This is a genomic window from Shewanella sp. N2AIL (assembly GCF_022690845.1).
GTDB lineage: Bacteria > Pseudomonadota > Gammaproteobacteria > Enterobacterales > Shewanellaceae > Shewanella > Shewanella baltica.
This window is the reverse complement of record NZ_JALBYT010000036.1, coordinates 39,390-53,247: the sequence shown is the minus strand read 5'-3', so window position 1 is coordinate 53,247 and position 13,858 is coordinate 39,390. Positions and strand designations below refer to the sequence as shown.

The window sequence follows — 13,858 nt, the reverse complement described above, 5'->3', positions numbered from 1 at the left end:
CGAGTACCAGTTGGGAGAGGCGCCACCTCAAGTCACAGGACTCACAGTGGACCAGCAGATCATTCTCGACGTGTTAGGCGAACGGTATCGGCAAATTTATTCCTAAATCAGGTGCGGAAAGTCGGATAACGATTATAAATTCCGTGAGTGGAATTTACGTGTTCATTTAATTACAGACTTTTTATCTGGTATGACTGATGATTTTGTTATGAAAATGTATAGGACTTTATCAGGTATGACACTGTGACTTATCTAATCCCAAGAGATCATCCATATTGGCATCTTAGGGATGTTGTGAACTTTTTTAGACATGATATACATACTTTGCAATTTAGTTATTATAATTACATCCCTCAATCAGTAATTGATGATAGATATACTTTTCGTGTCAGTATTGAATGCTTTTTAGAACCGGATTTTATAGCGAAACTTTTTTATGATACACCCATAAATAAGGAGTTGGCATTTCATTCAAATATTATAACCACATCTGGAGAGGTTATGCATATACCCATGGTTGATATGTCTACAGGTTCTGCTGCACAGTTAAATAAATTAAAGTCATTCCTTGATGACAGTATTTTTCAACGATTCAAGTGGTATAAGAGCGGACGTTCATACCATGGTTACTGTGGCATATTAATAAATGAAAGAGAATGGCTGATATTGATGGGAAGATTATTGCTAGCCAATCAAATCGGTTTTCCTCCAACTGTTGATCCTCGATGGGTTGGCCATCGATTAATCGCTGGATATGCCACCTTACGCTGGACAAAAAATACTCCTCATTATATTGGATATCCTAGGGAAATTTAGTTAATTTAAATCGCTTTAATAAATATATTGCCAAATTAATCCATTTTAAAATTATCGTCTTTAGAGTTAATGGATACGCAGAAATTAGCGGAATTAAGTGCTGGTATGGAAGTGACCGTTGGCGGCATGGATTCCGCCGTCGAGCCTATAGGGATATATTTACGGCGAGTCACTGAAGTAGCAGTGCTTAATGTTTGGATACATTAATCGAACAGAAAGATGGGACAGGCATAACTCTTTTGGGATTAACAGCCGACGCTGAGATCACAGTAGTTCACCTTCCCCTTGGAGTTGCCGCAGGGCATTTGCTTTCGTTGCGTGATCGAGGCATGGTCGTTCACCTGCATCCATGCACTTCACGACATTCAGGCATCCTGCCTATCAGATGCAGAGATAGCGTCAGTCGAATCAGGGACGAGCGTCTGACGCGATAGCATAAGGACGCTTAATGCCCAAGGGGCTTTCAACTCCGTTAGGGGCGTCTTGGCTGCTTGTGAAAACAATAGCAAGGAGGATAGGACGAGCAGTCCTCCTTGGTCGGGTGTGGGGTGAAGCCCCACGACTTTAATTCGAAATAGCGCCAGCTAACCTAATGCACTAGTTGTACTTTATATTCATGGCGATCAGCGGTTCGCGGGAGGCTTTTTCGGCGCGTAGGCGGGCGAGGTATTTTTCCCATAGATCCACTTGGTGGGTGGCGAGATCGTAGAGTACTTTCCACGAGAATAGGCCTGTGTCGTGGCCGTCATCGAAGACGATTTTCACTGCGTAGTTGCCGACGGGTTCAATGGCGCTGATGTTGACGTTTTTCTTGTGGGTGACCAGCTTTGGATTACCGTGACCATGCACTTCGGCTGAGGGCGAGTAGACTCTGAGCATCTCGCAGCTGAGCTGATATTGCTCACCATTGTCGAAACTGACTTCTAGAATGCGTGATTTACGTTTCAGTTTAAGGTCGGTGACATTCGGCGTTGTTGTGGTCATAGGTTGGCTACCAAGAAAATGCTAAGGATAGGATAACGACTCATTAAAATAACACCTGACTAATGTAACCGCTGGCGGCCAAGGATACAAAGGGTAAGCTAGGGTCGCCTAGCGTTTGGAGCCGACTTTTCGGTTGAGTCACATTTTTGCATTTGAGTCGCCGTTCACCGCCAAGTCGTTTGGGCTTGGCGGTGAACGGGTTTTCACTAGAGGATAAAGCGGCTGAGATCTTCGTCTTGGACTAAGTTATCTAAGTGGGCGCTGACATAGTCGGCGTCGATAACAAAGGCGGAGCCCGATTTTTCCGATGCCTCGTAGGAGATATCTTCCATCAGCTTTTCCATCACAGTGTGTAAACGACGGGCGCCGATGTTTTCGGTGCGCTCGTTCACTTGCCATGCGGCTTTTGCAATGCTGTCGATACCCGATTCGCTGAATTCAACTTTCACGCCTTCTGTGTTCATCAGCGCGATATATTGCTCGGTAAGCGAGGCGTGTGGCTCGGTCAGAATGCGTTTAAAATCATTGGCTGACAGCGCATCTAACTCAACACGAATCGGCAAACGACCCTGTAGCTCAGGAATTAAATCCGATGGTTTCGACATCTGGAATGCGCCCGAAGCGATAAACAGAATGTGGTCGGTTTTAACCATGCCGTGTTTTGTGGTGACTGTGCAGCCTTCGATCAGCGGCAGTAAGTCACGTTGCACGCCTTCACGGGAAACGTCTGGGCCTGAGGTTTCGCCACGCTTACAGATTTTGTCGATTTCGTCGAGGAACACTATGCCGTGTTGCTCAACCATTTCAATGGCTTGCTCTTTTAAATCTTCTTGATTGACCAGTTTGGCGGCTTCTTCTTCGATCAACAGCTTAAAGGCTTCTTTGAGCTTCATCTTGCGACGTTTTGCCGGTGCTTGGCCCATGTTTTTAAACAGGCTTTGCAGCTGATTGGTCATTTCTTCCATGCCAGGAGGCGACATAATTTCGACGCCGACCTGTGGTTGTGCCACATCGATATCGATTTCTTTATCGTCTAATTGGCCTTCGCGCAGCTTCTTGCGGAACACTTGGCGGGTGTTTGAGCTGGAATCGGTTTCTGTGCTTTCCCAGTCGTTTTTCGGTTTAGGCAACAGCGCATCGAGAATGCGCTCTTCGGCATTTTCTTCGGCGCGTTGGCGGCACTTACCCATTTGCTGTTCACGGGTCAGCTTGATGGCGATATCGGTCAAATCGCGAATGATTTGCTCGACTTCTTTACCGACATAACCCACTTCTGTGTATTTAGTGGCTTCGACCTTGATAAAAGGCGCGTTGGCTAGCTTGGCTAAACGGCGAGCAATTTCAGTTTTACCTACGCCGGTTGGGCCAATCATCAGGATGTTTTTTGGGGTGACTTCTTGACGGAAATCCACATCCAGTTGCATCCGACGCCAGCGATTACGCAGGGCGACAGCAACAGAACGTTTGGCCTTTTGTTGGCCAATAATGTGTGCATCCAGCTCGTGGACAATCTCACGGGGGGTCATTTCAGACATAATATTCCTCACGGGCTGTTTAGTAATTGAGTTCTTCAATCGTCTTGAATTGATTGGTGAATACGCAGATATCTGCGGCAATGGTCAGGGATTTTTCAGCGATGTCTAGGGCCGACAGCTCGGTATTTTGCAATAGCGCAAGGGCTGCCGCTTGGGCATAGTTGCCGCCAGAACCTATGGCGACTAAGTCGTGTTCTGGCTGAACGACATCACCGTTACCTGTGATGATCAGCGAGGTTTCGGCATCGGCCACGACGAGTAGGGCTTCGAGTTTGCGCAGCATACGGTCGGTACGCCAATCTTTGGCGAGTTCAACGGCCGAGCGCAATAAATGGCCTTGGTGCATTTCGAGTTTGGCCTCAAAACGCTCGAATAGGGTGAAAGCATCGGCGGTGCCGCCTGCAAAACCTGCCAGTACCTTGTTGTGATATAAGCGACGCACTTTTTTGGCGTTACCTTTCATCACGGTATTACCTAGGGAGACTTGGCCATCGCCGGCGATGACAACTTGATTATTACGGCGTACTGATACGATAGTGGTCACAATGAATCCTCTTCTCTGGCCCGCAATGACAAATCATGCGGTGGATGATGGACTAGATATGGGGATAGATGACAATAATTCAAGTTATAGCGAGAAAAGCCAAAGGAGTTTGCGAACTTTCGCGCTCCTTTAGCAATAAAAATAAGCGCTTATTGGGAAAGTGTGGATCGACCTACAATAGTGCGGCCATCGAAGGGATAGTATTTAAGATCCCAGTTTTCACTGCCGAAGCTGCGATCGTCCGAGACATAATTGAAAATGCAGTAAGCATTGGGATCGGTAATGTCGACGGCACCATACCAGTAAACAATGTCGACATTGGGAACTGTGCGCCAAGAGTATTGATCGGCAATGACAAATTCATTATTAGCCAAAAGACCTTGCCATAACTGACCACAATAATCGCCCTGCAATTTAGCACTGGCATCAGCGGTTGCAGTCTCTATTCCCAGTGGAAATCCTGTGGTGGTCGAGTCGAGTTTTCCGTCACCATAACAGGCGAGATCTTGGGTATAACCAGAGTGACCGCCCGCAAGCCAGCAACTGTGATAAAGCTTAACACCAGAGGCAAAGGCCGCAAATGCGGTTTTGGCTCTGGCATCGTGAGCATCTTGGCCTAGGTTTAAAAACCGTGGTGCTGCGACGACGGCCAAGATCCCAAGGATGATAATGACCACAACCAGCTCAATTAATGTAAAACCCTTCGATGACTGCAAACGACTCATATTGCTCACCTATTTGTTAGAGGACAATATTCTAACGGAACTTTGATTTGCAATCAGTAAGCCATTGATAATATTTAGTTGTTTAACATTGCTGTTACATGGTTATGCAGAAAAATGGCAAGCCATCACTTCATCTTTCAATGCCATCTGCCGAATGTAAACGACTTATAAAGCGGTTTCGTCTATGACGCGGTAGCGGGTTTGTACATAGCCATTGTCGTATTGCTGTGTGTGGATGGGCATTAATTGTATGGCTTGGGGGACGTCACTAAAGAGGGGAATGCCTTTACCCAGTAAAGTGGGGATACGAGTGAGCGTGAGCTCCTGAATTAGCCCCGCCGCTAAAAAACCTTGGATCGTTTGTCCACCATCGATATAGAGATGCTTAAAGCCACGGGTTTTGAGTTGTTCGCTAATGCTTGCTGCATCGCCATTAAGCACTTGTACGTGCTCACTTAACGCCGACGGCACAGTTACACCGCTGCGGCTTAATACAAACACTGGGATATTTACATAAGGCCAATCACAATCGAAGGAGAGGACTTTTTCAAAGCTTTTACGTCCCATCACTATCGCATCGACAGTGTCGATAAAAGCATGGTAACCAAAATCTTCATCGGGATTAGTACTAGGATGCTGGTTTAAAAAGTCGATATCCCCATCGGGAGTGGCGATATAGCCGTCGAGGGTCGCGGCAATAAAAACGGAGGCTTTCATTCATCTTCCTTAATGCTATTTTCGAGCGTGTTTTTCTAATGATTCTTTTAGTGCCTGTTGCTGAGCGAAGCAGTCTTGTTTTGCTTTGTCCGACATATCGTTACACGTTTGACCTTTATCTGGGCCTTCTAATATGGCGGCTGCAACATAAACAGCGGCGTCGGCTGCATTGCATTCTTGTTTGCTGTAGGGGGAATTTGTATCACATTTTGAATTAAGCGGCCCAACGCAGCCACTCATGCAGCTTAAGGCTAAGGTGCTAAAGCTGAGTAATATTAAAGGTTTGAACATTCGCTCTTCCATGATTCTTATTATTTGAGACGGTTGGAAAGTATATAACTGCTTTGCAGACGGAGCTAGAACTGGATCGTTCCATTTCCACTTTGGTTGTTATCTCGGAGTAAGGCATTCGCGGATGGAAGCAAAAAAATCCCCGAGGGCATAGTTACCCTCGGGTGGAGGTTCAAAAAGCAGTGGATTTCTTGAGCGCCTGCGGGGCACAAAGGAAGGAACCTATGGCGTGATTGTGCGGGCTGATACGATATTTAACAAAGCCAAATGCACAAACTGCGACAGCTTGTCGCAGGTAGGATGAAAACTGTGTAGTTACGGTATCTTGAATGGTCTGGGTAAAAAGGGTTTAACGGTTAAATCCTTATGCGTGGCGAGAAGGCGTCGCGATTGTTTAGCGACTATGGGTCGCTGACTTATAAGACGGAATTCAGATTGCCTAAGTGCTGCACTAACTCTGCCATATTATTCACTTCGAGTTTCTTCATGATTTTTGCGCGGTGTACTTCAATCGTGCGCAGGGATAAAAACATCGCCTCCGAGATTTGCTTATTGGTCATGCCTTGGATCACATGGGCTAACACTTGCTGTTCGCGCTCGGTCAGTTGGTCAAACTTATGTTGCAGACTTTGCTGCTCGAAGGTCGCCTGACTTTCACGCTGTGCCTTTTCAATCGCTTGTACTAATGCCTTGCCGGACACAGGTTTTTGAAAAAAGTCGCAGGCTCCCTTACGAAAGGCGCTCAGCGCCATAGGTAAGTCGCCGTGGCCAGTGAGAAAGATGACGCCAAGCGGACTGTGGGTTTCGAGCAGTTTTTGCTGCACTTCTTGGCCGGTGATCTCCGGCATTCGGCTATCTAAAATCACGCAGCCTGCCTGCGATAATACACAGTGCGTAAGGAAGTCGCGGCCGCTGTTGAAGGTTTGCACTTGGTAGCCAAATTGTCCGAGCATAAAACCCAGCGAATCCAGAATCGCTTCATCGTCATCAACTAAATATAGTGGCAATTTTGTAGACATGGATTTCCTTGTGGGCATGTGTGGATCGCTATATCAGCTTAAGCCGCGTCTGTGTCAGGCTCAATTTTAAGCCTAGGTCTTGGGAGGTTCATCACTAAATTAGCCGATTATCTTAGGGCAGAAACCAGAGTTTGGCGGCATTTCACAGCTTGATTTTTATCTGCGAGTTAAAGTCGTTTAATAGCATACAAGACAGGGTAATAGCTGTGATGACGACGGGCTCTTGGTGTAAAGCGGTAGTGATGGGATTATGCCTAAGTGTCATTGGGCTCAATCAGTCCTATGCCGATGACGTGCCGCAGGTGAATCACTTTAAAGTCGGAGTGTTGGCCAACCACGGCGTATTACAAGCCAAGCAGCGTTGGCAACCTATGATGGATTATCTGACTGAACAAGTGCCCAATAGCCATTTTGAAGTGGTGCCCGTCGACTTTAATGGCATGCGTAGCCAGTTACTCGGCCATGATTTGCAGTTTATCGTCACCAACCCCGGGCAATATCTACATCTAAGCAATAACTTCCCGCTGTCTTGGCTCGCGACGATGAAAAGCCGCAAGCATCAGGGCAGTACTTTTACCATAGGCGCGACTATTATTGTCCGCGCCGATAGCCCTATCCGCACCCTGCAGGATTTGCGCGGGCGCAATGTGGTCGCCAGTGATCCGCAGGCATTAGGCGGGTATCAGGCGGCCATGGGGTTGCTTCATAAAATGGGCTTTTTACCCGAACAGTTTTTTGGGCAAGTGCGCTTCCTTGGTTTTCCATTGGAGCCGCTTGTTTATCAAGTCCGTGACGGCAGCGCCGATGCTGCCATCGCGCCTTTTTGCACCTTAGAGGAAATGATCGCAACTGGCCTAGTTAATCAGGCCGATTATCGCGTGATCCATCCGACTAAACCGGCAGGATATGATTGTGAGGTGAGCACTCAGTTATACCCCAATTGGTCATTCGCAGCTGCGGATACGGTTGCTCCTAAGCTGACGATGGCGATCACCCGCGCCTTATTTGATTTACCCGCCGACCATGTCGCTGCCATTACCGCCGATACCTTGGGCTGGACTGCACCCGTGAGTCAGTTGAAAGTGATTGAGTTATTTAAGGAGTTGCAACTGCAAGGTGCATCGCCGCCACTCTATCAAACCGTATATAAATGGATGGCAAAAAATAAAGAGTGGGGCGGCGCACTGTTGTTAATTTTCATTATTTCCACCATTTATCACCTGTGGCTTGAATATAAGTTTCGCCAGAAAAGTGAGTTTTTAGTCAGCACTGAGCGCCAATTAAAGGACAAGGCATTGCAGCTTGAGCGGCTGCAAAGTGCGGCAATTCTGGGGGAAATTGGCGCAGGTCTTGCGCACGAACTCAATCAACCCATAGCGGCGATTACCCAATACAGCGAAGGCGCCATGCTGCAACTGGAAAGGCTTGGGCAAGATAATCCCGAACTCTATGATGTACTGGGTAAAATTAATGCGCAGTCGATTCGCGCGGGTGCGGTTGTGCACCGTATTCGCGGTTTACTCAAACGGCGTCAGGCCAAGACAGAGCCGTTAGATATCGTACTGGTGGTGAAGGAGGCGCTAGCTTTACTGCGGCGTGAGTTAGATCGGGCTAATGTGCAAGTGAATGTGCGAGTGCAGGGTGAGCCTTTTGAACTGGTGGGCGATAGCGTTGGCTTAAGTCAAATGTGGGTCAATCTCGTGAAAAATAGCTTAGATGCGTTAGAGACCTGCGGCGATAACCGCGCGCGACAATTATGGATCGATATCTATTTTCAACCGCATGAAATCAAAGTATTAGTGATTGATAATGGCGAAGGGTTACAGGGGCAGGCTAGTGAGTTAATGGCATCATTCGCCTCAACCAAAGATGCGGGATTAGGGCTTGGCTTAGCCATCTGTAAGGATGTAGTCAGTCGCCACCATGGCAGCATTCAAATCGAAAACTGCCAGCAATCCACGCAAGCTTTACTACCGTGGCAACAGGGCTGTGTGGTGACAGTCGTACTTCCCAAGGGATAAATTACCATTAGGGCAGTGGATAGTTTTGGGAAAACTGGCTGAGCTTTTCTACTAAAAACTCTATGGTGCGACGTATCTTATGGCTGGGATAATCGGTTTGTAGGTATACCAATTGCAGTGGGATCGGTGGGGCTATTTTATCGGCTAGCACTAAGTGGAGTCTGCCTTCGGTGACATCTTGCGCCACATCGAGCCAACTCTTATAGGCAATTCCACGGCCTTCGATTGCCCAATCGCGGATCACTGCGCCATCGTTACAGAAACGTTGGCCCCTGACTTCGATTTCAATAGGCGCGCCGTTATGACTTAACTTCCATTTCTGCCATGGTTCACCGCCGCGATTTAAGATCAGTACTGCGTGTTGGCTAAGTTCATTTAGCGTGCTTGGTGTGCCGTGTTGTGCCAGATAAGCGGGTGAGGCGACCAGTACCCTTGGGGTCATGGCGAGCTGACGCCTTTTAAGGTTTGAGTCGTCAAGTTGACCATAGCGCAAAGCCAAATGGATATTTTGGTCGATTAAGTCTGTCATATGATCGCCAAAATACAGCTGCACTGTCAGTTCTGGGGCGCTGTCCATCAATTCATCGAGCCAAGCACGGATCTGGCTGCGACCAATATCCGAAGGTAACGCGAGACGCACTTCGCCCTTAAGTTCACCCCTGTGTTCGGCTAAATTGGCGCTGGCGGTTTCGAGAATCGCCAGTGCGGGTTTCGCAGAATCGAGAAAAATCCGCCCTTCTTCTGTGAGCTGTAAGCGCCGCGTTGAGCGAGCAAATAGCTGACATCCTAGTTTTTTCTCTAATCTTTGCAGCGCGGCACTTGCCGCTGCCGGAGTCATGCCGATTTCTTTACTGGCTGCCGAGAGACTCTCTAAGGCAGCGATACGCAGCGCTAATTGCAGATCGTTTAAATGATACATATCAAATTATTTTTGAAAATGATTTTAATAATAGCCTGATTATCAATATAGATTAACTAATGCACAATTGCACCACTGATGTTTCATCTTAATTTCTGGTTCGGAGTGTGTATGAGTTTATTCATGTCTTACAAATTAGCGTCACTGGCGCTAAACAATCGTATTGTGATGGCCCCAATGACTCGGGCGCGTACCATGCAGCCAGGCAATATTCCTAATGACTTGATGGCGCAATATTATGCCCAGCGCGCCTCGGCGGGGTTAATCATTACAGAAGCGACACAAATCTCCGATGACAGCCAAGGCTATTCATTTACGCCGGGTGTCTATACCTTTGAGCAAATTGAGGGTTGGAAAAAAGTCACAGCGGCAGTGCATCAGTCTGGCGGTAAAATCTTCAATCAAATCTGGCATGTTGGCCGGGTATCGCACCCGATTTTTCAGCAGGGTAATGCCCCGATTGCGCCATCGGCCATTGCGCCCGTTGGCACAAAAGTATGGATTGTGGATGAAGCCCATCCTGAAGGACAAATGGTGGATTGCCCAGAACCTAGGGCTATGGTGCAAGCGGATATCGACCGTGTTGTGGCCGATTTTGCACAGGCGGGAGTGAATGCGGTTGCGGCGGGTTTTGATGGCATCGAAATTCACGGCGGCAATGGTTATCTGATTGACCAGTTTTTACGCACTAATTCAAACCACAGAACCGATGCCTACGGCGGTTCTCAGGAAAATCGCATTCGTTTTTTACTCGAAATTGTCCAAGCCGTGAGTGCGAAAATTGGTGCCAATAAAGTCGGGGTTCGCCTCGCCCCTTACGTGACGTTTAAAGATATGGCGTGTCCTGAAATTGTAGACACTATTCTGTTAGCGGCTAAGCATTTATCGGCATTGGGCGTGGCATATTTACATCTTTCAGAGGCGGATTGGGATGATGCGCCCAAGGTGCCAGAATCCTTTAGAGTCGAGCTGCGCAGAGTCTTTAAGGACAGCATTATTGTTGCGGGTCGCTATGATGTGGCGCGTGCCAATGAAGTGATTGATAACGGTTATGCGGACTTAGTTGCCTTCGGTCGACCTTTTATTGCGAATCCTGATTTGCCTTACCGTTTAATGCATCAATTGCCTTTATCTGCATTCGACAAAGGGCCCTTGTTTGGCGGCAGTGCGGCGGGTTATACCGATTATCCTACACACAACGAAGCATTGAGAGCCGTCATCCGTTCGGATGACGATGAGGTGGCATAATGGATAGGGTTAACCGTTTATCTGTGCAGCGATATCCCGCATGGCTCAGTCTAAGCTTATGGTTTTCAGGCGTTATTGGTATCGTAATTATGGGTTTTAGCTTAGCAAGTCTGAGCATGGATGCGTTAGCCGCTCAAGGGGCAACAACACAGGATAGTGCTAAAGTGCGAGCGGCGTTAGTGCCAAAAGTGGCGGCAATGGAAACAATTTCTGATGAATCACCGCAGGTACAAGCTATCGCCCGCGCCGCTTTGTTATATGCCAGTTTTTGGCACACGGGCGATGCAAGTTTTGCCCACGGCGCATTGGCGACTGGGTTTATCGACCGTACTCTGCCCGCTGGCCGCGCACAGGGAATCACGGGGCCACTCGAAGCCTCAAAGGCATTTAGGGCAGCGGTCCCCGATCTCTCTGTTTCAGTTGAGCATTTGCTAATAGTTGGCGATCGTGCAGTGGTGCGGCTGCGTTTTAATGGCCGTTTTACTGGTGTCTTTGGTGAGCAACAAGGCCAGGGGCAGAAAATCGATTTTCGTGCTGTTGACATGTATAGAGTACGGGATGGTTTCATCACAGATAACTGGCACCTCGAAGATTATCAAACGCTATTTTCTCAATTAGCTGCAGGGACTCAATCATGAATCAACGTCGACGATTTTTAATGGCAGGTGGCGCCATCGCTGCTGGGTTCGGCCTAAGCCAAACGGCGCTTGCTATTGGTTTACCCTCATTCGATACCTTAGAAAATGACTCCAAAAGTTCAGGTGGCAGTGGTATGAACAAAATATTTTGGCCAAGTGGTGAGCAGTTAGTGATTTCAATCTCAATGCAGTTTGAAGCAGGTGCTCAAGATAAAAATGCCGAAGGGCCGTTTCCGCCGATGGAAAAGGGCTATCCAGATACCATCACCCCGACTTGGTACGACTACGGTATGAACGAAGGCATTCCAAGGCTGCTGCGTCTGTGGCGTAAGCACAATATCAAGGTGACTTCTCACATGGTTGGGCGCGCCGCTGAGCTACATCCTCAACTTGCCAAACAAGTTGCAGATGAGGGGCATGAGATTTCGGGCCACGGACAAACATGGACGCCACAATACAGCATGTCGCCAGCAGAGGAACGCGCCTCCTATGTGGCGAGTATTGAGACGCTGCAAAGGATCACAGGTCAGCGCCCCTTAGGTTTTAATGCCTTTTGGATGCGCCACAGCACTCAAACCCTCAATATTTTGCAGGACTTAGGTTTTATTTATCACATCGATGACCTATCGCGGGACGAGCCTTCAATTATCCCTGTAGGAAATAAGCCCTTTGCAGTTGTGCCTTACACTTTACGTAACAATGATATCGGCCGTTTTGGTGGCAATACTGCTATGACTGCCGCGGCCTTTTTGCAGGAACTAAAGGATGAGTTCGATATGCTCTATCAAGAAGGTTCGACGCAGCGACGGATGATGTCGATCAGTGTGCATGACCGTATTGGTGGCGCTCCTGGATTGGTGACCGCTTTAGATAAGTTTATTCAGTACGCTAAAGGTCACACTAACGTAGGCTTTATGCGTAAAGATGCCATTGCTAAATGGGCGCTGGCGCAAAAGGACACACCGACCAATCCTGCAAGAACCTTTTAGCCTGCTATAACTCTTGCTCTCGTTGATGGCAGTTGGAAGAGGTTTGAATGGTTAACAAAAAGCGCGTTGTTTAACGCGCTGTTTGATTTTGGGAACCTTATTACTGCGGGTCGGAAGCGATTAACGCGTGGCGAACATGGCCCAAGTGCGGCGACCTTGCTCCAGAATGATCCCCACGGCAAGTCCCGCAGCGGCGTTGATGGCAAGGCAAGTGACGGCTGTGGATAAAATCACAAAGATACAGAAGGGCTTGCCATCGATTAAGCGTTTCGACCACGCCAGTTGCAGCCCAGCAGTGGTCAGTAAACTGCCGAGGATTGCCATAGGAATAAGGCTTAGTAGCCAAGCGATATGACTGCCCCAGCACAGCGCGATCACTAAACAGGTACTACCAAAAATTAACGGCGCCAGATAAGTGCGGGCGCCAAAATGGTATTGCACCGCAAGCCCACCCGCACCGTGGCACATGGCCGAGGCGCCAAAGGGCGCGAGCAGTAAGTTGGCAAGACCTGAGCTAATAGCGAAGTTTTTGGGTGTGAGTTTGGCGGCATCTTCAGGGAATTTCTCCTGCGCCATTACAGAAGTGGCAATGACCGCATTGGTTAAGGTTAATGCCAGTTGTGGCAAAACCAACAAAAGGGCGGCAGAGGTCCACTCAACAGATGTCGGCCAAGTCAATTGAAACGGCGCTGTCATGGTTTGGATATCAAGATTAGTGGCTAAATCCGTTTGAGTACTTGCCTGCCAAATCATCCCAGCCGCTATGACTAAGGGCATGGCAAGGTAGCGCAGCGGCAAAAATTTACTGATAAAAAGCAATACAAAAGCCCCGACGCCAATTAACCAAAACTCACTCATCATCTTAGTGCCCATCCACATCAGTTGCAGACCGATAGCGAGTTGAATGCCCACACTTACAGCTTGGGATAACTGTTTGGCCAGCCAAGTGATGGCGCCGCTAAAGGCCAGAATTAACAGGATAATGCCCATCAACATGGCGCTTGCCTGCAACATACCTGGCGTCAAGCCTTGGGCGATTATCAGTGCGGCGATGACTTTCATCGGTTGTACGGGAATAGGGCGACGGTAAAACAGCGCGCTTAAGATAGCGAATAGCCCAAAGCCTAGGAAAATTCCTTGGGGTGAAAATTGATTGAGGGCAATTAGCCCCAACACCAAAGGCAAAAAAGTGCCTAAGTCGGCAAAGGCACCACTGGTTTCACCGAGTAAACGGTTGAATGAAAGATGGGATACTGTTTGGGATATTTTGCCCGAGGTCATACTGATTGCCGTAATTGAACACGCTATGACTACGCAAAATAAATGCCATAAAAATCAGATGATTTGGCGGATAGACAGAGTCAAACTACCGTGAAGCGTCACCCAGTGAGACAAACTGGGGCAAGGCTGAG

Annotated in this window: 15 protein-coding genes; 6 read left to right on the top strand and 9 right to left on the bottom strand. The window is 48.1% G+C overall.

The annotated features are described in order from the left end of the window. Nucleotides 1–294: 294 nt before the first annotated feature. The gene (locus tag MO387_RS17800) at nt 295–816 is read left to right on the top strand and encodes a hypothetical protein (protein ID WP_159074994.1); all 522 of its coding nucleotides are present in this window, start codon (nt 295–297) and stop codon (nt 814–816) included. Between the two features lie 69 nt (nt 817–885). After that, nucleotides 886–1,023: a hypothetical protein gene (locus tag MO387_RS17795; RefSeq protein WP_159074995.1), complete on the top strand. Its 138-nt coding sequence runs from the start codon at nt 886–888 to the stop codon at nt 1,021–1,023. Between the two features lie 390 nt (nt 1,024–1,413). Here the strand turns inward: MO387_RS17795 and MO387_RS17790 are convergent, their stop codons facing one another. From MO387_RS17790 to MO387_RS17760, 7 genes are all read right to left on the bottom strand, one after another. Beyond that, nucleotides 1,414–1,800 carry a DUF971 domain-containing protein gene (locus MO387_RS17790; RefSeq protein ID WP_006087085.1) on the bottom strand — a complete coding sequence of 129 codons (387 nt, stop codon included), beginning with the start codon at nt 1,798–1,800 and terminating at the stop codon, nt 1,414–1,416. A gap of 206 nt (nt 1,801–2,006) precedes the next feature. Next, nucleotides 2,007–3,335 (bottom strand): ATP-dependent protease ATPase subunit HslU, encoded by a 1,329-nt coding sequence (gene hslU, locus MO387_RS17785; RefSeq protein ID WP_242326437.1) that lies wholly within the window; start codon nt 3,333–3,335, stop codon nt 2,007–2,009. 19 nt (nt 3,336–3,354) lie between these two features. Further along, on the bottom strand, nt 3,355–3,879 hold the full coding sequence (gene hslV / locus MO387_RS17780; RefSeq protein WP_107946416.1) for an ATP-dependent protease subunit HslV: 525 nt from the start codon (nt 3,877–3,879) through the stop codon (nt 3,355–3,357). A 149-nt stretch (nt 3,880–4,028) separates the two neighbouring features. Next, the gene (locus tag MO387_RS17775) at nt 4,029–4,604 is read right to left on the bottom strand and encodes a prepilin-type N-terminal cleavage/methylation domain-containing protein (protein ID WP_107946417.1); all 576 of its coding nucleotides are present in this window, start codon (nt 4,602–4,604) and stop codon (nt 4,029–4,031) included. Between the two features lie 165 nt (nt 4,605–4,769). Beyond that, a complete protein-coding gene (locus MO387_RS17770) occupies nt 4,770–5,321 on the bottom strand; it encodes a dihydrofolate reductase family protein (protein WP_107946418.1) in 552 nt (183 codons plus the stop codon). A gap of 15 nt (nt 5,322–5,336) precedes the next feature. Further along, entirely contained in the window at nt 5,337–5,612 is a 276-nt protein-coding gene (locus tag MO387_RS17765) for a hypothetical protein (RefSeq protein WP_071938735.1), read from the bottom strand. 416 nt (nt 5,613–6,028) lie between these two features. Continuing rightward, entirely contained in the window at nt 6,029–6,631 is a 603-nt protein-coding gene (locus MO387_RS17760) for a response regulator (RefSeq protein WP_107946419.1), read from the bottom strand. Nucleotides 6,632–6,840: 209 nt separating this feature from the next. Here MO387_RS17760 and MO387_RS17755 point away from each other — a divergent pair, with 209 nt between their 5' ends. Continuing rightward, nucleotides 6,841–8,652: a PhnD/SsuA/transferrin family substrate-binding protein gene (locus MO387_RS17755; protein ID WP_107946420.1), complete on the top strand. Its 1,812-nt coding sequence runs from the start codon at nt 6,841–6,843 to the stop codon at nt 8,650–8,652. 7 nt (nt 8,653–8,659) lie between these two features. On the opposite strand, the gene MO387_RS17750 is transcribed toward MO387_RS17755, so the two are convergent. Continuing rightward, the gene (locus MO387_RS17750) at nt 8,660–9,571 is read right to left on the bottom strand and encodes a LysR family transcriptional regulator (RefSeq protein ID WP_107946421.1); all 912 of its coding nucleotides are present in this window, start codon (nt 9,569–9,571) and stop codon (nt 8,660–8,662) included. A 111-nt stretch (nt 9,572–9,682) separates the two neighbouring features. Here MO387_RS17750 and MO387_RS17745 point away from each other — a divergent pair, with 111 nt between their 5' ends. From MO387_RS17745 to MO387_RS17735, 3 genes are read left to right on the top strand one after another with little or no spacing between them, the layout of a single operon-like run. Next, entirely contained in the window at nt 9,683–10,819 is a 1,137-nt protein-coding gene (locus MO387_RS17745; protein WP_107946422.1) for an alkene reductase, read from the top strand. After that, complete coding sequence (locus MO387_RS17740) at nt 10,819–11,457, top strand: ester cyclase (RefSeq protein WP_107946423.1); 639 nt, start codon at nt 10,819–10,821, stop codon at nt 11,455–11,457. The genes MO387_RS17745 and MO387_RS17740 overlap by 1 nt, the downstream gene beginning before the upstream one ends. Further along, nucleotides 11,454–12,446, top strand: a complete 993-nt coding sequence (locus tag MO387_RS17735; RefSeq protein ID WP_107946424.1) for a polysaccharide deacetylase family protein — start codon at nt 11,454–11,456, stop codon at nt 12,444–12,446. The genes MO387_RS17740 and MO387_RS17735 overlap by 4 nt, the downstream gene beginning before the upstream one ends. 120 nt (nt 12,447–12,566) lie before the next feature. On the opposite strand, the gene MO387_RS17730 is transcribed toward MO387_RS17735, so the two are convergent. Next, the gene (locus MO387_RS17730) at nt 12,567–13,727 is read right to left on the bottom strand and encodes a putative sulfate/molybdate transporter (protein WP_107946425.1); all 1,161 of its coding nucleotides are present in this window, start codon (nt 13,725–13,727) and stop codon (nt 12,567–12,569) included. Nucleotides 13,728–13,858: the final 131 nt, after the last annotated feature.